This is a genomic window from Micromonospora sp. C97 (genome assembly GCF_018070385.1).
GTDB classification, from domain to species: Bacteria; Actinomycetota; Actinomycetes; order Mycobacteriales; family Micromonosporaceae; genus Micromonospora; species Micromonospora parva.
Genome location: NZ_JAGPXU010000007.1, coordinates 1 through 26,444, shown reverse-complemented (window position 1 = coordinate 26,444; position 26,444 = coordinate 1). Strand labels below are relative to the sequence as shown.

Here is a 26,444-nt window from a genome sequence, read left to right as displayed (position 1 = left end):
CGCGCGGGCGCGCGCGGTGGCCGACGGTCACTCGTTGGGTTCGCGCCCCAGCAGCCGGATCTCCTCGTTGTCCAGCGCGGACTGGAGTTCCTGCAGCACCAGGTCGTCGATCTCCCGGTTGTCGCGCAGTCGGGTGACCTCCCGCCTCTTGTGCGCGAGGACGCCGAGGCGCAGTTGCCGTTCCAGCCGGCGCTCATCGGCGATGGTCCCACCGCCCTCGTTGAGGTCCTCCAGGTGCCGCTGGTACTCGGCCTCCAGCCGACGCACCGAATCACCCTGGACACCGATCTCCGCGGCGACCTGCGGGAGGGCGGCCAGGCCCGCCTCGGCGGCCCGCCGCCGGGCGTGCCGGGCCTCGTCGACGCGTCCCGGGTCGCCGCTGAGCCCGGCCCAGCGCACCACCAGCGGCAGGGTGGTGCCCTGCAGGAGCATGATCAGCACGATCACCAGCGCGGTGACGAAGATGATCAGGTCGCGTTCGACCACCGGCCGGCCATCCACAGTCATCGTCGGGACGGCCAGGGCGGCGGCGAGCGACACCGCACCCCGGAAACCGGCCCAGCCCCCGACGGTCCCCACCCGCCAGCCGGAGGGACCTCGACCGACGTCGTCCACCATCCGGCGGCGGCGCAGTCGCGCCGACTGCGCTGTGACATAGATGAAGAGCAGCCGGGTGGCCACGACGACCACCGTGACCACCAGCGCGATCAGCAGCGCCCGCTGCGGCGACGTGCTGGTGATGCCCCGCACCGCGCGGGGAATCTGCGTGCCGAGCAGGACGAACAGGCCACCGTTGATCAGGAAGGTGGACAGGTCCCAGAACGCGAACGCCAGCACCCGGGACCGGGCGCGGATCACCCGCGGGCCGGCGTAGGACAGCACCAGGCCGGCGACCACCACCGCCAACACACCGCTGGCGTGCACCGAGTCGGCGAGCAGGAAGGCGCCGAACGGGGTCAGCACGCTGAGCGCGCCCTCGCGCAGCGGATCGTCGAGCCGTTTGCGGACCAGCACCACGGCGGCCCCCACCAGCAGACCGGCGACCACACCGCCGACGCTGGCGCCGACGAACTCCTCGCCGACGCCGAGCACGCCCGGCTCGGCGCTCTGGCTGAGCAGACCCACTGCCACCGCGAAGACCACCAGCGCGGTGCCGTCGTTGATCAGGCTCTCCGCGTGCAGGGTGGTGAGCAGCTTGCGGGGCAACCGCTTGGCCAGACCGGTGACCGCGGCGGCGTCGGTCGGCGCGAGGACCGCGCCGAGCACCCAGGCAGCGGCGGGGTTCACCCCGAACGCCTGCGCGGCGTACGACACGGTGACCATGGTGAGCACCACCAGCACCACGGCGAGCATCCCGATCACCGGCAGGTTGGCGCGGATCTCGCGCAGGCTGATGGTGAGGCTCTCCCGGTACAGGATCGCCGGCAGGAAGATCAGCAGGACCAGATCCGGTTCCAGGGTGACCTCGGACAGCGGCGGCGTGAACCCGAGCAGCACGCCCAACGCGATGAGCAGGACCGGCGGGGCCACCCGGTACCGACCGCCAACGGTGGTACCGACGAGCACTGTGACACCGAGCACCACGATCAGGACGAGCGCCTCCACGCCTACCCCCTCGGACCATGGCCGACGGCGGACGCGCCGGTGGCTCCATCTGACCGCACCGGTCGGTGCGTTCCGGCGGAAACCGGCAAGTTGTGGTGGTCGCGGGTGCGGATCAGGCCCCGGCACGGGCGCGGGCGGTCACCGCACCGGCCGTACGACGGTGTTCGGCCGCCTCCTCGTCCCGGCCCAGGGCGGCGGCCAGGTCGGCGAGGTGCCCGGCCACCGGTCCGACGGTGAGCACCCCGCTGCCCGCTGCCAACTCACCGGCGGCCGGCAGCAGTTCGGCGTGAACCCGGGTCATCGTGGCCCGGTCGCCGAGCACGCGCGCCGCCCGACCGACGAGGCAGAGCCGTACCTCCCGCAGCAGGTCGTGTGGTCCCTCGGGAAGGGCCCGCAGGGCGGCCGCGGCGGCGTCCCGTTCACCGGCGGCGAGCAGCAGCAGTGGTCGGACCCACGGTTCGTGCGGACCCCAGTCCAGGTCCGCCCCGTCGTCAGCGCCGGTGATCAGCCGGTCCGCACCGCCGGGCCCGGTGGCCGGCCAGTCGGTGCCGATGGTGTCGGCAAGCCGCAGGCCGAGCAGTGCCAACGGGAGCAGGCCCCGGGTCAGCCCCGGCATGCCCTCGGCGCTCGTGCGGTCGGCTGCCGAGCCGTACGCCCGCGCTGCCGCCGCCGAGTCGCCGTCGAGCGCCAGCCGCAGTGCGGCGTACCACCTGGTGAAGACGCCGACCAATGGCAGCTCGTACCGCTCGGCGAGATCGTCGGCGGCGCGCGCGTGGGTGTCCGCGCCGGGCCGGTCGGCCAGCGCGCAGCTGGCCTGGACCAGGACGAGGTGACCGAGCACCTCGAAGGTCACCAGCTGGTGCCGGACGGCCAGGTCGACCAGGTCGACGCCGATCCGGGCCCGCGCGCCGGCCAGACCGACGCGGTGAAAGGAGTGCATGAAGCGGGCGTTGAGCGCGAATGCCACCAGCCCCGGATCGCCGACGCTGCGGGCGATCGCCTCGGCCTCGTCGGCGGCACGGCGGCCACGATCGGTGGTGGTGCCGCGCAGTTCCAGCGCGAGGGTGCTCAGCAGCCGGCTGCGCTGCGCCGAGCGGACCGGGCCGAGCGCTGTCAGCGCGTGTTCGGCGGCCCGGACGATGTGCCCGGAGAGCACGTCGTCGTCGTTGCGCGTCCAACTGGCGGGCACGTCGAAGCCGGCCAGCGCCTCCTGGATCAGCTGGGGGTCGCCGGTGGACTCGGCGGCGGCGATCGCCTCGGCGCGCCGTCGCCGCGCGTCGGCCAACCGGCCCGTCACCGCCAGCGCCCGCCCCAGGCCGAGCAGCGCGGTCACCCGCCCGCCCGGCTCGACCCCACCGGCGCGGTCGTACGCGTCGATCGCCTGACCCCACAGCCGAGCCGCCTCATGGGGGTTGCCGCCCCGTTCGGCCCGCTCGGCCGCCACCCGGGCGTACCTCGACGCCTCAGCGGCCGCGACCGGCCCACCGGCGCGCAGCAGGTGGTACGCGAGGGCCGCCGGTTCGACGGGTTCCCGCTGTCGCAGCACCTCGGCGACGGCAGCGTGCCAGGCGCAACGGCGCGACGCGGACAGGTCGGCGTAGAGCGTGTCGCGAACCAGGATGTGGGTGAAGCGCAGCCGCCCGTCGGGCTCCCGCTCGCTGAGGAATCCGGCTGCCAGGGCGCGGTCCACGGCGTCCAGCACCGCCGCCGGGTCACCGGCCAGCACGCCCAGCACGTCCGGGTCGAGGTCCCGGCCGAGCACTGCCGCCTGGCGCAGCACGGTACGGGTCGGGGCGGGCAGCTGCGCCAACCGGTGCCGGATCACGTCGCGTACGCCGGGCGGCACGGCGGCCAGCCCCGACTCCCCGGCGGCCGCGTACAACTGGGCCAGTTCGCGGACGAAGAAGGGGTTACCGCCGCTGCGGGTGTGGATCGACCGGGCGGTGGCCTGGTCCAGTTCCGCCCCGACGATGGCGCCGGCCAGCTCACCGGTCGCCGACGCGGGCAGGCCGGCGAGGTACTCCCGGACCGGCTCCAGCCCGGCGGCGCGGGCCAGGGTGGCGGTCAGCTCCGGGCTGATCTCGGTGGCCCGGTAGGTGCCGAGGATCAGCACCGGCCCGCTGGCCGGTCGCGGGCCGGTGAGCAGCGCGGTCAACAGGTCCAGGGTGTCACCGTCGGCGCGGTGCAGATCATCGAGGACCAGGAGGACCGGCGCTCGGTCGGCGACCGCCGTGAGCAGCGACGCCACCGCGCGGTGCCGGCGGAACCGCACCGTGGCGGGGTCGGCCGGTTCCGTCGGGTCGTCTTCCGGGTCGGCGGTGACGACGGGGGCGTTCGGCCCGGCGAGCGCGTCGGTGATCTGGGTCCAGGGCCACGCCGGCGGGGCGCCCTCGTACTCCGGGCTGCGTCCCCACGCCGTGGTCCAGCCCTGGGCGGCGAGTTGCCGGGTCACCGCCTCGGCCAGCGCCGTCTTGCCGGCGCCCGGATCGCCGCTGAGCAGGGCGAGTGTGGGCTGGTGGCCCCGGGACGCGGCGTCGGCGGCGCGCCGCAGCCGCTCCAGCTCGGCGTCGCGGCCGACGAACGGGCGCTGCCCGGCCGCGACGGGGCGAGCCGGCTCGCCGAGGCCGGGGGCGACCGGCCGGTCGACCGGTGGGGTGAGGTGCGGGGCCTGGGCCAGGATGTCGGCTTCCAGTTGTCGCAGCTCGGGCCCCGGGTCCACGCCCAGCTCGGTCACCAGGACGTGGCGGGCCTCCCGCAGCGCGGCCAGCGCGTCGCCCTGCCGGCCGGCGCGGTAGCGGGCCACGGCGAGCAGCCGCCAGGCGTCCTCGCGCAGCGGATAGCTGGCCAGGTGTGCCGGTAGGTCGGCGGCGGCCTCGTCCGGTCGGCCCACCGCCAGCAGCGCCTCCGCCCGCCGCTCGACGGCGAGCATCCGCAGCTCGTTCAGCCGGTTGATCTCCGCGACCGCCCAGGACTCGTTGGCGCAGTCGGCGTACGCGGGCCCGCGCCAGAGGTCGAGCGCCGCATCCAGCGCGGCCACGGCCGGTGTGGGACGGCCGGCCGCCAGCAGGTCCGCCGCCTCGCCGACGGCGGCCTCGAATCGTCCGGCGTCCACCGCGTCCGGGGCGACCTTCAGCACGTACCCGGGTGGTTCGGTGACCAGGATCCGGGGCGGCTGCCGGGGTGGTCGATCGGGCTCCAGGGCCCGGCGCAGGTCGGCGACGAACGTCCGGATGGCGCCCACCGCGCCGTCCGGTGCGACCTCCCACAGGTCGTCGACGAGGCGCTCCACCGGCACCACCCGGCCGTGGGCGATCAACAGCCGGCCCAGCACCAGGCGCTGCCGGTGGCCCCGCAACGGGACCGGGCCGTGCTCGGTCGCGGCGATCACCGGCCCGAGTACGCCGAAGGTCACCGCGACGGGCGCCGTCAGCTGCCTGGTCATGGCACCACAGTAGGCGGGCGGCCCGGCCGGCACTGATCGGACGCTGACCGGCTGCTGATCACCGGCGGGCAGGCTCGACGAGGTACGACGGCGACGGGCCACCGCCCCCGCCGGCACTGCTCACCAGGAAGGTTTCCCGTGGACCCCAGGATCAACGGATTCGACTACCGCCGCGTCACGGTCGCCGACGGGGTGACGCTCAACGCCGCCGTGGGCGGCTCCGGGCCGGCGGTCGTGCTGTTGCACGGCTTTCCGCAGACCCACCTCATGTGGCGGCACGTCGCGGCCGACCTGGCCGCCGACCACACTGTCATCTGCCCCGACCTGCGCGGCTACGGCGACAGCGACAAGCCGCTCGACACCGACGGCACCGGGTACGCCAAGCGCACCATGGCCGCCGACATCGTGGCGCTGGCCGGCGCGCTCGGTCACGACCGGTTCGCGTTGGCCGGGCACGACCGGGGTGCCCTGGTCGCGTTCCGGGCCGGCCTCGACCACCCGGCGGCTGTCAGCCAGCTGGCCCTGCTCGACGTGCTACCCACCCTGGACATGTGGGACGTGCTGCACGGCACCAGCGCCGCTGTCGCGTTCCACCTGTACCTGATGGCGCAGCCGCCCGGCCTGCCCGAGAAGCTGATCGCCGGCAGCCCGGACGCCTTCTTCGGTCACTTCCTGGACATCTGGACCCGTGACCCGGAGGCCCTTCCGGCGCACGTGCGGGCCGCGTACCTGCGGGCGTCCCGCGAGGCGGTCCCCTCGATCGTCGCCGACTACCGGGCGTCGGCCGGGATCGACGTGGCGCACGACTCCGCTGACCGGGCGGCCGGCAACCAGCTGCGGATGCCGGTGACGGTGCTCCAGCAGGACTGGGGCGCGGCGCTGGGCTACGACGCGGCGGCGGTGTGGCGGGCCTGGGCGCCGGACCTGGAGCACCAGACGGTCAGCTGCGGACACTTCATGGCGGAGGAGGCCCCGGCCGAGGTGCTCCGGGCGGTGCGCGCCCTGCTCGCGCGTTGACCGATCGGCGACCCGGTCACCCCACTGTCACCCTCGGTAAGATATCCGACACCGACCGTCGGCGAGGTGGTGGAACGACCGGGTCGCCGCCTGCCGCGCACATGCCGTCCAGAGGCCTCTGAAATGCGCCCTGACCTGCGGTAATACGACGTTACGCCAGGTGGACGACAACCGGTCATCGGTGCTACACAGGCAGATAACGGCAGCCAACGACGTCTGGTCGCTCCGTACTTCTCGCCCAACGACCGTCAGCAGGCAACGCACCACTGGGGGCCTCGCCGCACGGATCGCCGCTCGACAGCGCGACCCACCCAACGGCACTGGTCCGCCGGCCACTGCCGGACGTCGGTCCTGGACCAAGGAGTTGCCGTGGGAAACCTCCGTATCCGATCCCGCCACCAGCCGTACGAGATCGCTGTCCTGGCCGCGGCGCCGCTGTGCGGCGTGCTGATGCTGACCCTCAACGTCCGTCCGACATCAGTTCAGACGTCCATGCCGGCACCGATCCAGGTCGCCTGGGAACTGGGGCTGATCGCGGTGGGCGTGGGTGGGCTACTGGGCATCGTGTGGCCCGGCCGGCTCTCCACCGGGCTCGGCCTCGAACTCGCGTCGGTGCTGGTGCTCGGCACGATCACCGGCATGTACGCGGTAGCCGTACTGGTGATGTCCGGCCGGAACTCCCTCGTCGCGATCTCGTTCGTGATGGCGGTGACTGTGGGATCGCTCTGGCGGGCCGCACAGATCGCCATCGACCTGCGTCGCCTGGCCCGCGCCTGCGAACTCGTCACCTACGAACAGTTGCGGACAGGTGTCACGTGAACAGCTCACCCCCACCGGCGGCACCGCACTGGGTGCAGGTGGCGCTCAGCGTGCTCGGCATCCTCGGCGGCGGCACCGGCCTGGCCGCGATCGCCGCCGTCGTGGTGCAGCGGGGCAAGTTCAAGGCCGATGCCGCCGACACCCTCACCGAGGCCGCCCTCACCCTCGTGCAGCCGTTGCAGACCCGGATCACCCAGTTGGAGGGCGAGGCGCTCAGCGCCCGGTCCGAGCTGGGCACGCTCCGCGAGCAGGTCAACCAGTTGCAGTTCGTGGTCCGGGTGCTCACCCGGACCCTGGACCGCTGGCGTGCCGCCATCCGTGCCCCGGACGCCACGCTGCGGAAGGTCCGCGCGACGGTGGCGGAGTCCGACCGGATCCCCGAGATGGACCGTTGACGCCGACGCGGCCCAGCGCCGCCCTCGCGCCCGGCGCAGCTCAGCGCCGTCGGCGTCCGGCGCAGCTCAGCCCGCGGCTCGCAGGCGTGCGATGAGGTCGTTCACCGCCGCCCGGAAGTCGGGGTCGGTTTCCCCCGGATGATGCCCCCGTAGCGCTGGCGCAGACCGCTCCCCCGGTGCCGGCAGCAGGTCCGTCGGGTCCCGCAACCGCCGGTCGACGTGACTCGCCGGATCGGCCGGGTCCGCAGGCGGATCGCCGGGCCGGTGTGCGGCGAAGACCCACCCGCCGACCGGGTCGGTGTCCCGCCAGAGGTTGAGCCACCGCCAGCCGACCCGCTCCCCCACCTCACGAAGCATCCCCTCGTTGAAGTAGGCCGGAAAGAGCCGGGCGTACAGGCGGTCCAGCGGTGACCCGTAGGTGAGCAGGGCGACCCGTTGACCTACCTGCGGGGGCAGCCGCAGCACCGCGAGCGCGAGCAGCGCGGACCCGTGGCTGTGCCCACAGAGCAGCACCCCGACGTGACGCTCGGCGAGCTGGCTGATCCGGTCGGCCAACTCCGGCACCGCGCGGTCGGCGTAGCTCGGCGGCGCGAACGGGTGCGCGGCCCGGGGCCAGAAGGTGCCCAGGTCCCACAGGATGCCGACGTGCCGACGGAACCAGTTGGTCCGAAAGGCGAACACACCGCCGGCCAACAGCGTGAACGCCAACGCGGCGATGAGGTAGCTGCTCCCGTTGAGCCCCATCTCGATCACTCCGGCCGGCAGCCCGAGAAACCGCCGCGCCAACTCCTCCGGATCACGCCCGGTGCCCCCCACCAGACTCGTGGTCAGGCCGATCACCCCGAGCGCCGCGTACGTGACGGCCAGCAGACCCCACCACTCGGTGAACCGGGCCCGGGCGACGGTCTTCGTCGTCAACCGCAGCCGACCGACCGCCTCCGGCGCCACGTCCGGGAAGTCGCGGGCGGTGATGGCCGCCGCCGCCCGCAGCCGACGCCGCCGGGACACGACTGTCATCACGGCACACAGCAGCGCCGCCGCGACGAAGTGCAGGAAGAAGGCCAGCAGCGTCCAGCGGTACGGCAACGGTGGCCCCCCGTCACCGCGGTAGCCGCCGAGCAACTCCCCGCTCTGGTAGACGAGGTCGGCGGAGAGCCCACCGGCCAGGCCGACCGCGATGGTGGCGAGGACCGCCGCCCCCAGACCGGCGGGCAGCGCGGACCGGCCGCCCACCCGACCGTGGTGCCCCAGCACCACCGCGCTGAGCAACACCAGCAGGGCCATCTGGCCGAGCAGTGCCCCACCCGCGATTCCGCCGTAGCCGGGCAGCCCGGTCGCCGGCGCCCAACCCCGCGGGTCCGCCGCCACGGCGGCCAGGGTCGCCGCGCACAGGCCGGCCGCCGTGCGGGCGGTCCAGCTGGCCGTTCGCATGGTCGCCGGCCGGTCGATCACTCCCGGAGCGGCGAGCAGCCCGACGCAGGCCAGCAGTACCGCCGCGTTGAGCGCCAGCAGCAGCGTCGTCCCGAACGTCGCGCCGCCGACGCGGCGAGCCGTGAGCAGCACGAGGTCGAGTACGGCGAGCGCGGCGGCGACATGGATCGCGCGCAGCCGGCGCACCAGCGGCTCCATCGCCCACAGTGGATGATCGGTCGGGCCGGACCAGCGGGTACCCAGGAGGCGCAGGAGCACCACGGCCGCGATCGGCAGGAGCGCCAACACGGCCAGCCGCTCCCCGACGTGCCGGCCGTCGAGTCCGGCCATCGTGTCGAAGGGCGGGCGGCACCGGGCCGCGCCGAGACAGCGCCAGGCGATCAGGTCGAGGGCGACCCCGGCGACGGACACCACGTACAACACGGTGAGGTTGAGCGCGAGGAGCCGACACAGCACGTCGACCCCGGCTGCGCGGTGGCGGCCCGTGGGTCGCATCCACACCGCCACGTTGCCGAGCATGAACGGCAGCAGGAAGACCATGGCGAGGGTCCGGCCGACGGTGCCGGAGGGCAGGTCACCCCAGCGGTACGCCTCCAGCGTCACCCCGCCCGGTTCGGCGTCGTCCGATCGGGCGTCGCGGTGGAAGCCCCCGCTGTCGTCGCCGGCGACCTGCCGGACCTGCGGCCGGTCGAGGATGACAGTGGGGTCGCCCCCGGACACGCCGTGCACCCGCAACTCCACCACGTCGGGTCGTCGCGGCTGGTCGCCGTGCTGTCGTCCCTGCTCGGTCATCGGGGCCGCTGTCCGTGTCGCAGCTGGTCGGGCACGCCACTCTCGCCGGATCGCCGGACGGACCGCCACAGCCCCGGCATCGCGTCGAACATCACCCAGAGCAGCAGGGCGACGATCAGCGGGGCCCGGTCCGAGTCTTCCCGCCGGAGCAGCAGCCGTCCCGGAAGCCTGCCCGCCATCGCCATCCTTCCCCGGCCGCAGCTGCCACCGCCGCCCCAGTCGTACCACCCGGACGGCCGGGCCTGGGCGGGTTCCGCCGAGCCCGGGCGTCGCGGTCAACGGCCGGTGCCGCGCCGCGCGATCAGGTCGGACGCCACGCTCCAGAGCCGCTCGGCGTTGCCGGGGTCGACGGCGTAGCCGGCCACGCCGCTGTAGTCGGCCGGCCGCTCGCTGACGATCGGGGCCTCGGCGCAGTCCTCGAAGTAGCGACCCCCGACCCCGTCCAGCAACGGGGAGGCCGCGAGCAGCACCGAGGTCGCCGCGCCCTGTTGCGGGGTCTTCTGCCGTTCCTTGGGCGTACGCAGGCCGCCGGTGTGCTTCTGCAGGCCGGTGGCGATGGCGCCCGGGTTGAGCGCGTTGGCGTGGATGCCCTCGCCCGCCCAGCGGCGGGTGACTTCCACGGCGAGCAGCGCCTCGGCGCTCTTGGACTGCCCGTAGGCCAGCAGCGGGTCGTACGGCCGGAACGCGAAGTGCAGGTCGTCGAAGATCACCGGGGAGAAGAGGTTGCCGCTGGAGCTGACCGACACCACCCGGGCGCCGCCGGCCGCGGCGAGGGCGTCGTGCAGGCCGACGGTCAACGCGAAGTGCCCCATGAAGTTGGTGGCGAACTGCATCTCCCAGCCCTCGGCGGTGCGCTCCAGCTCGGGCAACGCCATGATCCCGGCGTTGTTGACAAGGATGTGCAGTGGCTGGTCCCAGTCGGCGACGAACTGGCGTACCGAATCCTGGTCTGCCAGGTCCAGCGCGCGGACGGTGACCCGCTGCGCGCCGATGCTGGCCGCGATGTCGGCGGCGGCCTGCTCACCCGCCGCGACCCGGCGGACCGCGAGCACGACGTCGGCGCCGGCGGCGGCGAGCGAACGCGCCGTCTCGACGCCGATTCCGGCGGCGCCGCCGGTGATCACGGCCCGCTTGCCGGTCAGGTCGACCCCGGCGAGGACCTCGTCGGCGGTCGAGGCGAAACCGAAGGGGGTGGTGATGGGCTCTGTCATTGCTGTCCCGTCTCTCGATCACGCTTACCCCGACACTGTCACCCCATGGGCCGGGGCTAGCCGGTTCCCTGTTTTTCCTGGTAGTGACAGGACCAGTCTGGGCGGCCGGTGGCTGCTCCTACGATGGGCGGGTGAGCACGGCCGGCCCGCTCGGCGAATATCTGCGTGCCCGGCGCGAGCTGATCGGGCCGGGTGACGTCGGGTTGCCGGGCAGCCCGTCGGCGCGGTCACTCGCCCGGCTGGGCCGCAGGGTCGGCAGGGCGAGTGACCGGGGCGCGTCGCGCTGACCCGAAACGGGCCGGGCTACCGGTTGGCCGCCCGTTCGGCGACCACCACCGAGATGCCGTCGAGGACGCGTTGCAGACCGAACTCGAACGCGTACTCCGGGCCGTACGCGGCGCCGTGCTGCTGGCCGGCCGCGGTGCCGACCCGCGAGGCGATCGGGTAGGCGCCGGCCGTCATGAACCGCTCCAGCCAGGGCGCGTGCGACTGCCACCACTGGCCGTCGGTCATGCCGGTCTCGCGCTCCAGGTCGACCACCTCGGAAGCGGCGCGCGCGGCGCTCTTCACGTGACCGAGCACGAGGGTGAGCACCGCGTCGACCTCGACGTCGGTGAGCCCGATGTCGACGATCGCGGCGAGCTCGTAGTCGTACTTGGCCATCAGGTGCGGGCCGAGGACCGGTCGGGTCGTCTCGGCCCGCAGCATCCAGGGGTGCCGCTGGTAGAGCGCCAGGTTGTCGCGGGCGATCCGCTCCAGCCGGGTGCGCCAGTCGCCCTCGACGGCGGGTCGCGGCATCTCGCCGTACGCGGTGTCGATCATGACGGCGACGAGTTCGGCCTTGCCCGGCACGTACGTGTAGACGGACATGGTGCCGACGCCCAGCGCCTCGGCGACCCGGCGCATGGTCAGCGCGTCGAGCCCTTCGGTGTCGGCGATGTCGATCGCGGCCCGGACCACCCGGTCGACGCTGAGCGCCGGGCCGGCGCTGCGGCTGGTCGGCTCCCGGGTGCGCCAGAGAAGGGCCAGGCTGCGGGCCGGGTCTGCGGTCGCCTTACGCTCAGTCGCCATAGTCCCGCCATGCTAACCGCCGGTGCCGTACGTCGTACCGGCAGCGGGGCCAGCGACGACAGCGGTGTGGGAGGGTTCTCGGGAACCCTCCCACACCGAGCGGTCGTGCTCAGAGAAGTCGGATGGCGTCCCACTGCCAGGAGGCGCTGGCCGGCACGGTCAGGCTGCCGGTGAACGCACCGAACCCACCGCTGGTGTTCGCCAGCGCGGTGTGCATGGTGATCGACCCGTCCGCCTGGCAGTACATCGCCGCGAGGTCGGTACGGCCGTCGCCGTTGTGGTCGCCCGTGATGCTTCGGAACGAGTCCCACTTCCACGAGTTCGCCGGGAGCTTGTAGCTGCCGGTGAACGTGCCGAACCCGCCGCTGGTGGTGCCCAGCGAGGTGAACAGCTCGATGGACTCGTCCTTGTAGCGGTAGAACATGCCGGCGTCGTCGCGGCCGTCACCGTTGAAGTCACCGGTGGTCAGGCGGATCGCGTCCCAGTACCAACCCGCACTCGCCGGGACGGTCAGGCTGCCGGTGAACGCACCGAACCCACCACTGGTGTTCGCCAGCGCGGTGTGCATGGTGATCGACCCGTCGGCCTGGTAGTACATGGCCGCCAGATCCGAGCGCCCGTCGCCGTTGTAGTCACCGGCGATGGTCCGGAACGAGTTCCACTTCCACGAGTTCGCCGGGATCTTGTAGCTGCCGGTGAAGGTGCCGAACCCGCCACTGGTGGTGCCCAGCGAGGTGAACAACTCGATGGACTCGTCCTTGTGGTGGTAGAGCATCGCCGCGTCGTCGCGTCCGTCGCCGTTGAAGTCACCGGTGGTCAGGCGGATCGCGTCCCAGTACCAACCCGCACTCGCCGGGACGGTCAGGCTGCCGGTGAACGCCCCGAACCCACCACTGGTGTTCGCCAAGGCGGTGTGCATGGTGATCGACCCGTCGGCCTGGTAGTACATCGCCGCCAGATCCGAACGCCCGTCACCGTTGAAGTCACCCACGATGCTGCGGAACGAGTCCCACTTCCACGAATTCGCCGGCAGCTTGTAACTGCCGAAGTACGCCCCGAACCCGCCACTGGCGTTGGCCAGCGAGGTGAACAACTCGATCGAGTCGTCGTTGTAGTGGTACAGCATGGCGGCGTCGTCGCGACCGTCGCCGTTGAAGTCCCCGGACAGTTGCACCACGTCCGGGTCCGCGACCGGAGTCGGAGCCGGGCTGCCGCCGGCTAGCGCCTGGAGCTGGCTGAGGCTTCCGTTGAACACGTCCTGGTCGCCCGGCAGGGAGCCGCTGTCCGAGTACTGCCACAGGGTGAACTGGTTCCAGCCCGCGGGCAACGGCTTGTACGTGGAGCTGTAGTTGGCGATGAAGAGCGGGTTGGCGCCGAACGTCGCGTTGTTGCCGGTGCACGGATTCCACCAGTTGGTGTTCGTGTAGATCATCGTTCGCTGGCCGGTGCGCGCGTAGACCCGGTCCACGAACTGCTTGACCCACGTCGACATCTGGCTCGTGCTCAGCCCGTAACACGGGGACGGCGCGCCCGACCCCTCCCAGGGCCATTCGATGTCCAGCATCGGAATGAGCGTCTTGCCGTCCTGGGAGTACTGGGCGTGGTCGAGGAAGTAGTTCGCCTGGCTGGTGCCGTCGGACTTGTCGGGGCGGGCGTAGTGGTAGGCGCCGGCCAGGATGCCGTTCTGCTTCGCGCCTCGGAAGTTGGCGGTGAAGGAGCTGTCGATGAAGGAGAGCCCCTCGGTGGCCTTGGCGTAGGAGAACTTCGCGCCCGCGGCGGCCACCGTCGACCAGTTGATGGTGCCCTGATGGTGTGAGACGTCGATGCCCGTCACCGGATAGCCCGGGGGCACCGCCGCAGTCGCTGTCATTCGGGAAAGGTCGGAGATGGCCGGGTGTCCGTTCGGGGCGTCGGCGCCCGGGTCCTTGGCGACGGCCGGTGTGGCGACCGCGAGCAGGGCGACCGCTGCCAACGCGGCGATGGCGCCCGACCTCGTTGTACTGATCATTGCTGGTTACTCCTCGGCGTACGGGCGCGGGTGGGCGCCGGCTGATGCTGGTCTGGTCCGACGTGGCGACGCGCGCGGGAGGGCTCGACGGTCGAGCCCTCCCGCGGCGAGGGGCGAATCAGAGAAGGCGGATGGCGTCCCAGTACCAGGAGGCGCTGGCCGGCACGGTCAGGCTGCCGGTGAAGGCACCGAACCCACCGCTGGTGTTCGCCAACGCGGTGTGCATCGTGATCGATCCGTCGGCCTGGTAGTACATGGCGGCCACGTCCGACCGGCCGTCGCCGTTGTGGTCTCCGGTGATCGTCTTGAACGAACCCCACTTCCAGGAGTTCGCGGGGAGCTTGTAGCTGCCGGTGAAGGTGCCGAACCCGCCACTGGCGTTGCCGAGCGAGGTGAACAGCTCGATCGACTCGTCCTTGTAGCGGTAGAGCATTCCGGCGTCGTCGCGGCCGTCACCGTTGAAGTCACCGGTGGTCAACCGCACGGAGTCCCACTTCCAGTAGGCGCTGGCCGGCACGGTCAGGCTGCCGGTGAAGGCACCGAACCCACCACTGGTGTTCGCCAACGCGGTGTGCATCGTGATCGACCCGTCGGCCTGGTAGTACATGGCGGCCAGATCCGAACGCCCGTCACCGTTGTAGTCACCAGCGATGGTCCGGAACGAGTCCCACGTCCAGGCGTTCGCCGGGATCTTGTAGCTGCCGGTGAACGTGCCGAACCCGCCACTGGTGGTGCCCAGCGAGGTGAACAACTCGATCGAGTCGTCCTTGTGGTGGTAGAGCATCGCCGCGTCGTCGCGTCCGTCGCCGTTGAAGTCACCGCTGGTCAGCCGGATCGCGTCCCACTTCCAGGCCGCACTCGCCGGTACGGTCAGACTCCCGGTGAACGCACCGAACCCACCACTGGTGTTCGCCAACGCGGTGTGCATCGTGATCGACCCGTCCGCCTGGTAGTACATCGCCCCCAGATCCGAACGCCCGTCACCGTTGAAGTCACCCACGATGGTCCGGAACGAGTTCCACTTCCACGAATTCGCCGGCAGCTTGTAACTGCCGAAGTACGCCCCGAACCCGCCACTGGCGTTGGCCAACGAGGTGAACAAATCGATCGACGAGTCCTTGTGGAGGTACAGCATGGCGGCGTCGTCGCGACCGTCACCGTTGAAGTCCCCGGACAGTTGCACCACGTTCGGGTCCGCGACCGGCGTTGGCTCCGGCTCCGGCTCCGGTGTCGGCTCGGTGGCCTCGATACCGGTTCGCCGGATGGGTTTGTAGGTCCTCAGGTCGTCCCAACCGTTGAAGCCGCGTGAGCCCGTGTTGTTGTTCGCGTACGGGTTCTGCACCGTCTGCCCGTCGCTGTTGAACGAGTAGACATAGGCGCCCTTGGAGTGGTCGTTCTTGTCCTTCCAGAACGCGAAGAGCTCGATGTGGCCGCTGCGCACCATGGCGTCACCGGGCTGGAAGTCGTTGATGCTGCCGAGCGTGGTCCACATGGCGTTGCTGCCCTGGAACTGGTCGGTGACATAGCTCTGGGAGAGGTGCCAGGCCATCGAGACGAGACCTGAACAGTCCCGCCGGTAGGTGTGCGAACCGTCGACGTCCTTGGCCCAGGTGCCGGTCTGGGTGTACGTGATGTCGCGATCGACCCAGTTCTGTGCGCGGTCGAGCATCTCGGTCCGGGTGATCGGCCCGTTGATCGATGACGCCTCGGCGGGCGAGATCGTGAGCAGGGCGTTCGCCCCGATGACCGCGAGGCTCAGCGCCGCGCCGGCGATCAGCCGGGTCGTGTACTGCCGGTTTCCGCGTGCTGCGAAGAATCGCATAGCAGGTGTCCTCCAATGCAAAAGGTGGTTTTTCGGGCCGGTGAAGGGCCCGTCGGGGTAGCCGGCATCGCCTCGGGGGCAATGACAGCCACCGATCGCCGGTTAGAGTCGCTGCGAACGTGCAAGATCACGAGGGCTGCCGGCACCCCGGCGGCTCTCTGCGCATCGTTCGATGAAGTTGTTGCTGGCGGCTCCTCTCGGAAGGGGAAGTGCACTGGTCGGTCGTGCTCGCCTCTCCGGTAGCGGTGCATCGGATCGGCTGTGGCAAAACCTTCGCAGCCGCATTCGGTAGGGAAGCTGAACGAATTCTTGACAAGCATGTCCGGCCTGGTGACGGCCGATGTGGACGACCAAACGGGGCGCGGGGGCGATGCCGTGGAACTTCGAATACTCGGCGAACTACAGATCCAGGTGGCCGGCCGGCCGATCGAACTCGGCCCGCTGAAACAGCGCCTGGTGCTGGCGGCCCTGGCCGTCGACGTCGGTCGGGGCGTACCGGTCGAGATGCTGATCGACCGGGTGTGGGACGGCTCGCCCCCGGCGGACGCCCGCGGGGTGCTCTACACCTACATCACCCGGATCCGCCGGCTGCTCGCCGCCGCCGCGCTCGGGGAGGGCGTCAGCCCGATCACGGTGGCCCGGCGGGCGGGCGGGTACCAGTTGGAGGCCGCCGACGACCGGGTGGACCTGCGGCAACTGCGCACCCTGAGCGAGCAGATCCAGCACCTCGACGCGGATGACCCGCGACGGGCGCAGCTGCTGCGTCAGGCGGTCGAGCTGTGGCGCGGCGACCCGCTGGACGGGCTGCCCGGCGACTGGGCGGCCCGGGTCCGGGAACGACTGCGTCAGCAGGCGCTCGGCACGCTGGTGGAGTGGGCGGAGAGCGAGTTGCGCCAGGGCCGTCCCGGGCCGGTGGCCGACCGGCTCAGCCAGGCGTTGGAACGCGACCCACTCACCGAACCCCTCGTCCTGCACCTGATGCGCGCGCTGCACCTCGGCGGGCGACGCGCCGAGGCGCTGGACCAGTACGCCCGGACCCGCGCCCTGCTCTCCGACGAGTTGGGCGTCGACCCGGGCAGCGAGCTGCAGCTCCTGCACCAACGCATCCTGCGCGACGAGTCGGTGCCGCGTCCGGCGGTCGAGCGCGAACCGACGCCGCCACCCGCCGTGGCCCCACCACAGCCGGTCGCGTCGACCGACCCGGACGAGCAGGACCAGCCGGACGACGCAACGCGTGCCGGGCGGGCCGGCCCTGGCTGCCAGCTACCACCCCCGCTGCCGGACCACACCGGATGTGAGGCGGAGATCGAGCAGGCGCTGACCGCCCTGGCCCAGCCTCAGCAGACGCTCACCGCACGGCCACCGCTGATGCTGTCCGGGCCCGGCGGCGTCGGCAAGACCTCGCTCAGCGTCCGACTCGCCCACCTGCTGCGCACCAGCTACCCGGACGGGCAGATCTTCGTGGGGCTCGACGGCCGGCGCAGCGACCCGGTCAGTGTCCTCAATCAGGTCCTGCGTGCCCTGGGCGTGTCGAACGTCCAGCAGCTGCGCAGCACCGAGGAGAAGCTGGGCCAGTACCGGTCGGCCATCAGCGGACGACGCATCCTGATCGTCCTCGACGCGGCCGTCAGCGCCGAGGAGGTCCGTCCGCTGGTGCCGGGCGACTCGGGCTGCGCCCTGATCGCCACCAGTCGGGCCCGGCTGACCACTGTTCCCGGGGCGCACCACGTCGAGCTGACGATGTTCAACTCCCAGCAGTCGCTGGCCCTGCTCGGACAGATGATCGGCGCGGACCGGGTCGCTCGTGAGCCGGCGGCGGCGCAGACGCTCGTCGAACTCTGCGCCGGCCTGCCGCTCGCCCTGCGCATCGTCGGTGCGCGGCTGACCGCTCGACCACACCAGCGGATCGCCCGGCTCGCCGACCGGCTGCGCAACGAGCGCAACCGGCTCGACGAGATGACCGCCGACGGGCTGGCGGTCCGGCTCAGCGTGGCGGTCAGCTACCAGGGCCTCGACCCGGCCGCGCGGCGGATCTTCCGGTTGCTCGGCTTCATGGGGGCGCCCACCTTCGCCGAGTGGCTGGGCGCGGCGCTGCTGGGCGAACCGGTCGACGTCACCGAGGACCTGCTGGACCTGTTGGTCGACGCCCGGCTGATCGAGGTGGTGTCGGACCCGGTGCACCGCACGGTGCGCTACCGGATGCACGACCTGGTTCGGCTGTACGCGTACGAGCGTGCCGTCGAGGAGGACAGCACCGCCGAACTGCACACCGCGGTGGCCCGGGTGTTGACCGCGGCAACCGAGCTCAGCGAGCGCCTCGGCGAGCGGCTTCCGCACGCGGTGCCACCGCTGTACCGGCAACCGCCGATGCCGGTCAGTCTGCAGTCCTGTGTGCTCGCCGCGGATCACCTGCGGCCGGGCTGGCTCGACGCCGAGGGCGCGTGCCTGGTCGCCGCGGTGGAGCGCGCGGCCGAACTCGACATGGACGCCGCCGCCTGTGCGTTGGCCGACGCGCTGGTCTTCGCCTCGTTCGCGGTCCGCAACGACTTCGTGAGCTGGGACCGTACCCACGCGGCGGCGATCGGCGTCGCCCGCCGCACGGGCAACCGGGTGGCGCAGGCCGTCATCGAGTGCGGCATCGGGCTGCTCCGCTACAAGGAGGACCGGTTCGACGAGGCGGAGCGCTACTTTCCCGCCGCTGTGGCGCTCTTCGACGAGGCCGGTCACCAGGCGGGGGCCGCCGCCGCGCGCAACGGTCTCGGCACCGTGCTGCGCGAGGTGGGACGGCACCACGAGGCGATCCCGTTGTTGACGGCCGCCGCCGAGACGCTGGCCCGACTCGGCGACGAGAACGGCGCCGCGCACGCCCGCTACGGGCTGGGGCACTGTCACCGCGAGTTGGGGGACGACGCGGCGGCCACCGCGCGGCTCGGCGAGGCGATCGGCGCGTACCGCACCCTCGGCCACTGGCGGGGCGAGGCCATCGCCACCCGTGCCATCGGCCTGGTGCACCGGGCACGAGGCGAGTTGGGCGAGGCGGAGGAGTGGTGCACTCGCGCACACGCCCTGATCGTGGAGCATCAGGACGAGCACATCGCCTGCTACACGTCGCAGGCGCTGGCGAAGATCTGGCTGCGCCAGGGGAAGGTCGACCAGGCCCGGGGGCCGCTCGACCGTTCTCTGATCACCTGCAAGCGGCTCCACGACCGGCTGGGCACCGCCCTCGTGCAGCGCACCATCGGTGAGCTGCACCTCGCCGCCGGCCACCTCGACGACGCGGTCCGCGCACTGGGGCTGGCGTACGACGGATGGCAGGCCCTCGGGCACGACCTGGGCCGGGCGCGAACCCTGCGCGACACCGGGATGGTCCGGGCGGCGGCCGGTGACCTGCCGGGGGCTCACACCGCCTGGGCCGACGCCCTGGCCGTGTTCACCAGGTTGGGCACCCGGGAGGCCGCGGAGGCTCCGGGCTGGCACCGGGCCTGCGGCCCCGACTGTGGCTCCGTCTTCGGGTCGCCCGCCGGCGGCCCGCTGGCCGTGTCGGCCGCCTGAAAGGCCGCTCCGCCTGCGGATTCAAGGTTTGTTCCAGCTCTGGCAGAGGCACGGCTCCTACCGTCGTCGGCGGGTCCGGGAAGTCAATCCGACCCGACCGACGAGGTAGGGAGTCAGCTGTGCGAGTTCGAGGCAGTGACGTGGCGATGGCGGTGGCGATGGCCCTGACGTGTGCGGTGGCGGGATGCGGGCAACCCGCCCCGCGCTCGGTCGGAGCGCCGGCCGCCAGCTCGCCCGGGTCCACCCCGTCCACGCCACCCCCGACCGGTGGTCCGTCGCCCTCCGTCGACGCCACGCGGACCGCGACCGCCGGGCCGGGCCCGGCGAGCGACGCGGCGACCGTCGCCGGTGACGGTTCGGGTCGGGCCGCCGCCGGTGCCGGCGCACCAGCGGAAGGCGGCGGAGCGCCGGATCGGGCAATCGACACCGACACCACCTGTACGCCCGGCACGTTGCAGGCGGCCAGCCAGGCGCTGCTGGGCGGCGTGCGGATCGCCCGGGTGGAGGTCTTCGCCTGTCGGAACTCCTATGCCCGGCTGACCGCCGTACCGGCCGGCTCGCCGGACACCCTTCCCGAACCGCAGATCTTCCTGAAGCGGTCCGGGGCGCAGTGGCAGCTCGCCGGGCGGGCGGCGGCGAACATCGACTGTGGCGACGGCGGCCTGGCACCGGCCATCAGCACGGCCTGCGGCGCGCTGGCCGGTTGACGTCCGGCGTGGACCGCTGCTCGCGTTGGCGGTGCCCGTTCAGAGCGCCTCGCTGTCGTCGGAGAGCGTGGGGCCAGCGGCGGCGGGCACCAGGTGTCGGACCTCGGGCTCCCCGTCGGTCAGCTCCCGGGCCCGTTGCTCGGCCGCGCGGTCCTCACCGGTCAACCGGCCGCCGTGCTGGCGCAGGTGCTCGTCCCAGGACGGCACCACATACACCTCGACGAAGCGATCCACCGTCTCGGCCGGGCGAAACAGCCCCCAGCGCATCGCCCCGGTCCGCTGCCGCGCGCCACGCACCAGGTCCATCGCCGCCAGGAACTGTTGGGCCCGCTCCGGCCGGACGGTGTACTGCACCGTCACCAGCACCGGCCCCACCCCCGGGTCCGGTTCGTGCGCCAGGTGCAACTGTGGCCAGTACGCCGCCGGTTCACGGTTCACCGACCGGAGGTCGGGCAGCGGCCAGATCCGGCTCGTCAGGGTGCCGACCAGCATCAGCGCCGCCGCCGCCAGGTACGCGAGGACCAACCCGCCCATGTCGGCCACCAGCCCCCAGAGCAGCGCGCCGACCGCCTGCCCACCGGCGAAGCACACCTGGTAGACGGCCAGGCCCCGCGCGCGTACCCAGCTGGGCAGGAAGAGCTGCATCTCGGCATTGACGTTGGCCAGCACGGTCACCCAGGCCATCCCGGCGGGCAGCAGGGCGAGCAGCACCAGCGGCACCACCGGCACGGTGCCGACCACGGTCAGCGCCACCGTGAACAGAGCCCCGGCGATCAGCAGGAGCTGGTTGGCCGACAGTCGGGTGCGGATCACGGCCAGCAGCACACCGCCACCGATGGCGCCCACGCCGAGGGCGGCCAGCAGCACCCCGTACCCACCGGAGCCCAGCCCCAGCCGGCGACTCGCGACCAACGGCAGCAACGCCCACAACGCGCTGGCCGGGACCACGAAGACCAACGCGCGGCGCAACAGCCGGCGCACCGTCGGCGAGTGACGGACGTAGCGGCTGCCGGCCCGCAACGCGGCGGTGAACCGCTCGGGCACCTCGACCGCGCGGGCGTTGTCGGGCCGCCAGCGCCACAGCGCGTACGCGAAGACGCCGAAGGCGACCGCGTTGATGCCGAAGACCGGGGCGACGCCGGTACGGGCGATCAGCACACCGGCCACCGCGGGACCGACCGCCCGCGCGACGTTCACGCTGATCGAACCGAGCGCGGACGCCGACCGCAGCTGGTCCTGCGGCACCAGCTCCGGGATCACCGCCGCCCAGGCCGGCAGGGTCAACGCCTGCCCGACCCCGAACGCGAAGGTGAGGGTGAGCAGCAGCGCCGGCGGCATCCGGCCGGTGACTGTGAGCAGTGTCAACGCCACCGCCACCGCCACCAGGAACAGCTGCACGGCGATCAGCAGGTGCCGGCGGTCGAAGCTGTCGGCCAGCACCCCGGCGGGCAACGCCAGCAGCAGCACCGGCAGCAGACTGGCCGTCTGCACCAACGCGACCAGGGTGGGGGCGTTGGAGTGGTTGATCAGCAGCCACTGCGCGCCGACGGTCTGCATCCAGGTGCCGATGTTGGCGGCGAGCAGGGCCAGCCACAGGTTGCGGTAGACCGCCGTCCGCAGCGGCGCCCACGCCGAGGCCGGACGGTCGGCGGGTCCGGCTGCGGCCGTCACCACCGCCCGTCCGCGCGCAGCACGCGCTCACCGGAGACGTAGAGGTCGTCGGGTTCGAGCAGCAGCAACCGGACGACCTCGGTGGCGACCTGTTCGGGCATGGCGTACACCTCGTCCAGGAACTCGGCACCCACCCGTTCCTGCAGTCGGGTCGGCATCGGCCCGGGGTGCAGCTGCATCACCTTGACCCGGTTGCTGTGCTGCGCCTCGGCCAGCGAGTCGACCAGGCTGTTGCCGTAGCTCTTGGTGGCCCGGTAGACGGGGATGCCGGGTCGGGGGGCCGCCAACGCCAGCGCGCCGATGTAGACGACGTTGCCGTGGCCCTGCCGGTCAAGGTGCCGCACCGCCTCCCGCAGCAGGTACGTGATGCCCAGAACGTTGATCTCCACGGCCCGCCGGATGTGCTCCACCGACAGGTCCCCCAGGTCGCCGCCCGCCCACATGGAGGCGCAGGCCGCCACCCCGTCGATGGTGCCGTAGCGCTCGACCACCCCGGCGAAGGAGTCGCGGACCTGCTCGTAGGAGGAGACGTCGCAGACCGCCCCGTCGCAACCCAACTCGTCGGTCGCCGCGGCGACCTCGGCCGGCACGTTGCCGAACACCACAACCCGGTGCTCGTCGACGAGCAGTCGGGCCACCGCGAGACCGAGACCGCTGGTCCCGCCGACCACCACGAAGGTTCTGGCACCCATGTCTCTCCAGCCGCCGCCGACACCGGTCACGCAGGCCGCGTGACGGCCCGTTCTTCCCCTTTCCGGACCCCGCACACCCGTTCGCGGGTAGTGCTGGGCATACCCCGAAGAGTGGATCTGGACGGCTGGGGCAGCCAGCCGCTGCCGATTAGCGTCTGCGGCATGACCACGGAACACCCTTCGCACCTGGCCGAGGCGCTGCGCCGCCGCCGCTGGCTGCTCGCCGCGTGGCCCTGGCGGGCGCTGGCCTACCTGGTGACCACCGTGCCGATCGCCGGCGTGCTCACCGTCGGGCTGCTCGTCATCGGCGCGCCCCTGCTGGCCGCCGTCAACGCGTTCCGCCTGCACGGCCGGCCGCCGAGCGTCGCGCTGACGCTGTTCCTGGCCACCGGCAGCCTCATCCTGCTGGCGTTGGCCCCGCTGGTCAGCTTTCCGGTGGCCGCCGTCGAACGGTGGCGGGTCGGGCTCGTCGACGGTCGTGCGCTGCCCTCGTCGCCGTGGCCGGGCCTGGTCGCCCGCTACCGCAGCGCCGCGACCTGGCGGGAGGTGGCGTATCTGTTCTGGCTGGGCGGCTTCGCGCCGGTCGCGTACTGGGTGTTCCTGCTGCTGGTCCTGCTGGACCTCGGGATGATCTCCAGCCCCTGGCTGGCCGGCGACGCCAACCAGCCGGTGGTGATCTGGCAGCCGATCGACAGCACCGGCGAAGCCATTCCGTACGCGATCGTGGGGGTGCTGCTGATCCCGGTGCTCTGGTACGCCGTCGGCCTGCTCGCCGCCGTGCAGGCGGCCGTGGCCCGGTGGCTGCTGGCCCACCCGGTGGACGCGGCGGCGCTGCGCGAGGTCACCCGCTCCCGCACCCGACTGGTCGGGGCGTACGAGGCCGAACGCCGCCGCATCGAACGCGACCTGCACGACGGCGCACAGCCCCGACTCACCAGCCTCACCCTGCAGCTGGGGCTGGCCCGGCTGGACGTGCCCGAGGACTCCCCCGCCTCCCGACCCCTCGCCGTGGCGCACGACCAGGCAAGGGGCCTGATGGTGATGCTGCGGCAGTTGGTGCACGGCATCCGCCCGCAGAGCCTCACCGACCTCGGCCTGGCCGGTGCGGTACGCGAACTGGCCGACGCCGCCACCATCCCGGTCACCGTGCGCGCCGACCTGCACGGCGAACTGCCGGAGATCGTGGAGACCACCGCCTACTTCGTGGTCTCCGAGGCGCTGGGCAACGTCGCCCGGCACGCCCGGGCTACCCGCGCCGACGTCCACCTCACCCGGGCCGACGGTGACCTCGTCGTCGAGGTGACCGACGACGGCCACGGCGGCGCCGACCCGGCGCGGGGCACCGGCCTGACCGGGCTCGCCGACCGGGTCGCCGCCGTGGGCGGCCGGCTGCTGCTGTCCAGCCCGGCCGGCGGGCCTACAGTGGTGCGGGTGGAGCTGCCATGCCGTCGGTGACCCGGGTGGTGCTCGCCGAGGACGAGGTGCTGCTGCGCGAGGGTCTGGTTGCGCTGCTGAACCGCTTCGACTTCACTGTCTGCGCCGCCGTCGGCTCCGCACCGGACCTGCTGGCCGCGGCCCGCGAACACCAACCGGACCTGGTGCTGACCGACATCCGGATGCCACCGGGCCGCCGCGACGACGGGCTGCGCGCGGCCGTCGCGTTGCGCGCCGACCGACCCCAGCTGCCGGTCGTGGTGCTCAGCCAGTACGTGCAGACCGGGTACGCGGCGGCGCTGCTGGACAGCGGCGACGGCCAACGGGTGGGCTACCTGCTCAAGGACCGGGTCGCCGAGGTCACCGAGTTCGTCGACACGCTGCGCCGGGTCGCCGACGGCGGCACGGCCATCGACCCGGACGTGGTCCGGCAGCTTCTGCACCGCCCTCGCGATCCGCTCGCCGCGCTGTCCGCCCGGGAGCGCGAGGTGTTGGCGCTGCTCGCCGAGGGGCGCTCCAACGCGTCGATCGCCGGCCGCCTGCACGTCAGCGAGGCGGCGGTCGGCAAGCACGTCGGCAACATCCTGGTGAAGCTCGACCTGCCGCCCAGCGACGACACCAACCGCCGGGTGCTCGCGGTCCTCACCTACCTGCGCGCCGACGCCGCGAGCTGACCAGCGCCGGGCCGCGACCGGGCACGACCGCCCGGGGCGTAGATTCGATCAGCGGGGCCGCCGTCACCAGGGCACGGCCCGGGGAGACGGGGGCACGGCATGGCGAAGGCGCTGCGGGTTGGTCTGCTGGGGTACGGGCTGGCGGGCCGGGTGTTCCACGCGCCGCTGATCGCCGCGACCCCGGGCCTGCGGCTCGACGCCATCGTGACCCGTGATCCGCAGCGGCGCGAGCAGGCCCGACAGCACTTCCCGGACGCCCGCCTGGTCGACGACGCCGACGAGCTGTGGCGTACCCCTGCTGACCTGGACCTGGTCGTGGTGGCGACGCCGAACCGGCAGCACGTGCCGATGGCGCGCGCGGCGCTCGCCGCCGGCCTGCCGGTCGTCGTCGACAAGCCCCTCTCCCCGACCGCCGCGGAGGGCCGCACGCTGGTCGACGAGGCGACCGAGCGCGGGGTGCCGCTGACGGTCTTTCAGAACCGCCGCTGGGACGGCGACTTCCTGACCGTCCGCCACCTGGTCGAGCGGGGCGAGTTGGGGCGGGTGCTGCGCTTCGAGTCCCGGTTCGAGCGGTTCCGCCCGACCATCAAGCCGGGCTGGCGGGAGCTCGCCGGCCCGGAGGAGGCCGGTGGTGCCCTCTTCGACCTCGGCGCCCACCTCGTCGACCAAGCGGTGCAGTTGTTCGGCCGGGTCGACCGCGTCTACGCGGAGGTGGACCGTCGCCGCGCGGGCGCAGCCGTCGACGACGACGCCTTCGTGGCGTTGACCCACGCCAACGGGGTCCACTCGCACCTGTGGATGGGCGCGGTGACCGCTCAGCTCGGACCGCGCCTGCGGGTGCTGGGCGACCGGGCCGGCTACACTAGCTACGGGCTGGACGTGCAGGAGGCGGCGCTGCACGACGGCGGCCGACCGGACCAGCCGGGCTGGGGCGAGGTCCCGCCGGAGCGCTACGGCCTGCTCGGTGTCGACGGTGACCTGCGGCCGGTGCCGACCGCGCCGGGCGCGTACCAGAGTTTCTACGCACAGGTGGCGGCCGCGTTGCGCGACGGCACACCGATGCCGGTGGACCCACGGGACTCGGTCCACACGGTCGAGCTGATCGAGCTGGCGCACCGGTCGGCGGCCGAGGGCGTGGTGCTGCCGGTCCCGACCGTCTGACCGGTTCGCACGTCCCGCCACCTGGGCTGCTGAGGCGTACGCGGAAAACCGGTGGAGCGGCGCCGCCGTGCGCCGTTACCGTGCTGCGCAACCTTGGTCGTCTAGGCAAGGACGTGCCGTTGTACACCCTGTGAGACCTCCCGAGAGCTGATCTGTCGCGCGTCGCGCCTGTGCGCCGCGCTCCTTTTTGCTGCGGACTTCTCACTGAAACCGGTGTACCTCTGTGCTCATCAATTGGGCCGTCGTGCCCACCTGCCTGCCCATGATTCGCCGCCGTTGCCACGGGTGCACGTCCCAGCGCCTTCGGGCGAGCGGCAAGTTCCGGGTCAACGCCAACCACAAGCTCATCGATACCTGGCTGCTCGCGCTCTGTACCGAGTGCGGGGAGACGGCGAAGCTCACCGTCCTGGAGCGGATGACCGTGCGCACCATCCCACCCGAGATGCTGGACCGGCTCCATGCCAACGACCCCGGCCTGGCCGCCGAACTGCTCCAGGATCCGGACGTTCAGCACCGCAACCGGTTCACCCTGGACTGGACCGACGCCTGGCGTCTCGACACCGCCGGATCGGATCACCTGGACTGTGACGTGCTCGACGTCGCGGTCCGCAACGCGGCACGGATCCCGGTCCGGCCGACCCGGCTGATCGCCGACGGTTGCGGTCTGTCGCGGGGCGAGGTCAGCCGACTCATCACGGAGGGGAAGGTTGTTTCGGCGGCCCGGTTGAGCGGCAAGCTCTCCGGCGACTTCACCTTCACGCTGAAACGCTGACCCGTCCTCGGGGTCTGTCCGGCATGACGCCGGGCAGGCCCCTAGGGCCTGTTTCATAAGAACTGGCCGGCCTGCGGCGGGCCCGGACGACGACCGGCGGCGTTGCGGTTTCGTCCGGATACGACACCGGTATCCGGACGAAACCGCGCCTTGCCGGATCGCCGCCCG

General features: G+C 72.4%; 20 protein-coding genes. 10 read left to right on the top strand and 10 right to left on the bottom strand.

Features of this window, described 5'->3' with window-relative positions:
- Nucleotides 1-27: 27 nt before the first annotated feature.
- Together KBX26_RS12565 and KBX26_RS12560 are read right to left on the bottom strand one after the other, a co-directional pair.
- Nucleotides 28-1,605: a Na+/H+ antiporter gene (locus tag KBX26_RS12565; protein ID WP_030335898.1), complete on the bottom strand. Its 1,578-nt coding sequence runs from the start codon at nucleotides 1,603-1,605 to the stop codon at nucleotides 28-30.
- A 112-nt stretch (nucleotides 1,606-1,717) separates the two neighbouring features.
- A complete protein-coding gene (locus tag KBX26_RS12560; protein ID WP_210865480.1) occupies nucleotides 1,718-5,047 on the bottom strand; it encodes a BTAD domain-containing putative transcriptional regulator in 3,330 nt (1,109 codons plus the stop codon).
- A 138-nt stretch (nucleotides 5,048-5,185) separates the two neighbouring features.
- Here KBX26_RS12560 and KBX26_RS12555 point away from each other — a divergent pair, with 138 nt between their 5' ends.
- The 3 genes from KBX26_RS12555 to KBX26_RS12545 all read left to right on the top strand — a co-directional run bounded on the left by KBX26_RS12555 (nucleotide 5,186) and on the right by KBX26_RS12545 (nucleotide 7,278).
- Nucleotides 5,186-6,064, top strand: a complete 879-nt coding sequence (locus KBX26_RS12555; protein WP_210865479.1) for an alpha/beta fold hydrolase — start codon at nucleotides 5,186-5,188, stop codon at nucleotides 6,062-6,064.
- Between the two features lie 369 nt (nucleotides 6,065-6,433).
- Nucleotides 6,434-6,883 (top strand): hypothetical protein, encoded by a 450-nt coding sequence (locus tag KBX26_RS12550; RefSeq protein ID WP_156057840.1) that lies wholly within the window; start codon nucleotides 6,434-6,436, stop codon nucleotides 6,881-6,883.
- Nucleotides 6,880-7,278 carry a hypothetical protein gene (locus tag KBX26_RS12545; RefSeq protein WP_030335905.1) on the top strand — a complete coding sequence of 133 codons (399 nt, stop codon included), beginning with the start codon at nucleotides 6,880-6,882 and terminating at the stop codon, nucleotides 7,276-7,278. The genes KBX26_RS12550 and KBX26_RS12545 overlap by 4 nt, the downstream gene beginning before the upstream one ends.
- Before the next feature lie 66 nt (nucleotides 7,279-7,344).
- Here KBX26_RS12545 and KBX26_RS12540 read toward each other — a convergent pair whose 3' ends face one another.
- The 3 genes from KBX26_RS12540 to KBX26_RS12530 all read right to left on the bottom strand — a co-directional run bounded on the left by KBX26_RS12540 (nucleotide 7,345) and on the right by KBX26_RS12530 (nucleotide 10,712).
- A complete protein-coding gene (locus KBX26_RS12540; protein ID WP_210865478.1) occupies nucleotides 7,345-9,501 on the bottom strand; it encodes a hypothetical protein in 2,157 nt (718 codons plus the stop codon).
- The gene (locus tag KBX26_RS12535; RefSeq protein WP_210865477.1) at nucleotides 9,498-9,680 is read right to left on the bottom strand and encodes a hypothetical protein; all 183 of its coding nucleotides are present in this window, start codon (nucleotides 9,678-9,680) and stop codon (nucleotides 9,498-9,500) included. The genes KBX26_RS12540 and KBX26_RS12535 overlap by 4 nt, the downstream gene beginning before the upstream one ends.
- A 96-nt stretch (nucleotides 9,681-9,776) precedes the next feature.
- Nucleotides 9,777-10,712 carry an SDR family NAD(P)-dependent oxidoreductase gene (locus KBX26_RS12530; RefSeq protein ID WP_210865476.1) on the bottom strand — a complete coding sequence of 312 codons (936 nt, stop codon included), beginning with the start codon at nucleotides 10,710-10,712 and terminating at the stop codon, nucleotides 9,777-9,779.
- A gap of 131 nt (nucleotides 10,713-10,843) precedes the next feature.
- Here KBX26_RS12530 and KBX26_RS12525 point away from each other — a divergent pair, with 131 nt between their 5' ends.
- The gene (locus KBX26_RS12525; RefSeq protein WP_210865475.1) at nucleotides 10,844-10,999 is read left to right on the top strand and encodes a hypothetical protein; all 156 of its coding nucleotides are present in this window, start codon (nucleotides 10,844-10,846) and stop codon (nucleotides 10,997-10,999) included.
- A 16-nt stretch (nucleotides 11,000-11,015) separates the two neighbouring features.
- Here the strand turns inward: KBX26_RS12525 and KBX26_RS12520 are convergent, their stop codons facing one another.
- From KBX26_RS12520 to KBX26_RS12510, 3 genes are all read right to left on the bottom strand, one after another.
- Entirely contained in the window at nucleotides 11,016-11,783 is a 768-nt protein-coding gene (locus KBX26_RS12520) for a TetR/AcrR family transcriptional regulator (protein WP_030335913.1), read from the bottom strand.
- Nucleotides 11,784-11,892: 109 nt separating this feature from the next.
- Nucleotides 11,893-13,791, bottom strand: a complete 1,899-nt coding sequence (locus tag KBX26_RS12515) for a GH25 family lysozyme (RefSeq protein ID WP_210865474.1) — start codon at nucleotides 13,789-13,791, stop codon at nucleotides 11,893-11,895.
- Nucleotides 13,792-13,909: 118 nt separating this feature from the next.
- Nucleotides 13,910-15,613, bottom strand: coding sequence for a VCBS repeat-containing protein (locus tag KBX26_RS12510; RefSeq protein ID WP_210865473.1), 1,704 nt, complete (start codon nucleotides 15,611-15,613; stop codon nucleotides 13,910-13,912).
- Between the two features lie 375 nt (nucleotides 15,614-15,988).
- Between KBX26_RS12510 and KBX26_RS12505 the strand changes: the two genes are divergently transcribed.
- Nucleotides 15,989-19,165 (top strand): BTAD domain-containing putative transcriptional regulator, encoded by a 3,177-nt coding sequence (locus tag KBX26_RS12505; RefSeq protein ID WP_210865472.1) that lies wholly within the window; start codon nucleotides 15,989-15,991, stop codon nucleotides 19,163-19,165.
- 119 nt (nucleotides 19,166-19,284) lie between these two features.
- Nucleotides 19,285-19,872 carry a hypothetical protein gene (locus tag KBX26_RS12500; RefSeq protein ID WP_210865471.1) on the top strand — a complete coding sequence of 196 codons (588 nt, stop codon included), beginning with the start codon at nucleotides 19,285-19,287 and terminating at the stop codon, nucleotides 19,870-19,872.
- A gap of 39 nt (nucleotides 19,873-19,911) precedes the next feature.
- Here KBX26_RS12500 and KBX26_RS12495 read toward each other — a convergent pair whose 3' ends face one another.
- Nucleotides 19,912-21,546, bottom strand: a complete 1,635-nt coding sequence (locus KBX26_RS12495) for an MFS transporter (RefSeq protein ID WP_030335922.1) — start codon at nucleotides 21,544-21,546, stop codon at nucleotides 19,912-19,914.
- Nucleotides 21,540-22,235, bottom strand: a complete 696-nt coding sequence (locus KBX26_RS12490; RefSeq protein WP_030335924.1) for an SDR family oxidoreductase — start codon at nucleotides 22,233-22,235, stop codon at nucleotides 21,540-21,542. Before KBX26_RS12490 ends, KBX26_RS12495 begins: the two co-directional genes overlap by 7 nt.
- 162 nt (nucleotides 22,236-22,397) lie before the next feature.
- On the opposite strand from KBX26_RS12490, the gene KBX26_RS12485 reads away from it, so the two are divergent.
- The 4 genes from KBX26_RS12485 (at nucleotide 22,398) to KBX26_RS12470 (ending at nucleotide 26,276) form a co-directional block, all read left to right on the top strand.
- Nucleotides 22,398-23,690 (top strand): sensor domain-containing protein, encoded by a 1,293-nt coding sequence (locus KBX26_RS12485; RefSeq protein WP_210865470.1) that lies wholly within the window; start codon nucleotides 22,398-22,400, stop codon nucleotides 23,688-23,690.
- Complete coding sequence (locus KBX26_RS12480; RefSeq protein ID WP_030335928.1) at nucleotides 23,678-24,343, top strand: response regulator transcription factor; 666 nt, start codon at nucleotides 23,678-23,680, stop codon at nucleotides 24,341-24,343. The genes KBX26_RS12485 and KBX26_RS12480 overlap by 13 nt, the downstream gene beginning before the upstream one ends.
- A 99-nt stretch (nucleotides 24,344-24,442) precedes the next feature.
- Complete coding sequence (locus KBX26_RS12475; protein ID WP_030335930.1) at nucleotides 24,443-25,504, top strand: Gfo/Idh/MocA family oxidoreductase; 1,062 nt, start codon at nucleotides 24,443-24,445, stop codon at nucleotides 25,502-25,504.
- A gap of 223 nt (nucleotides 25,505-25,727) precedes the next feature.
- The gene (locus tag KBX26_RS12470) at nucleotides 25,728-26,276 is read left to right on the top strand and encodes a DUF1062 domain-containing protein (RefSeq protein ID WP_210865469.1); all 549 of its coding nucleotides are present in this window, start codon (nucleotides 25,728-25,730) and stop codon (nucleotides 26,274-26,276) included.
- Nucleotides 26,277-26,444: the final 168 nt, after the last annotated feature.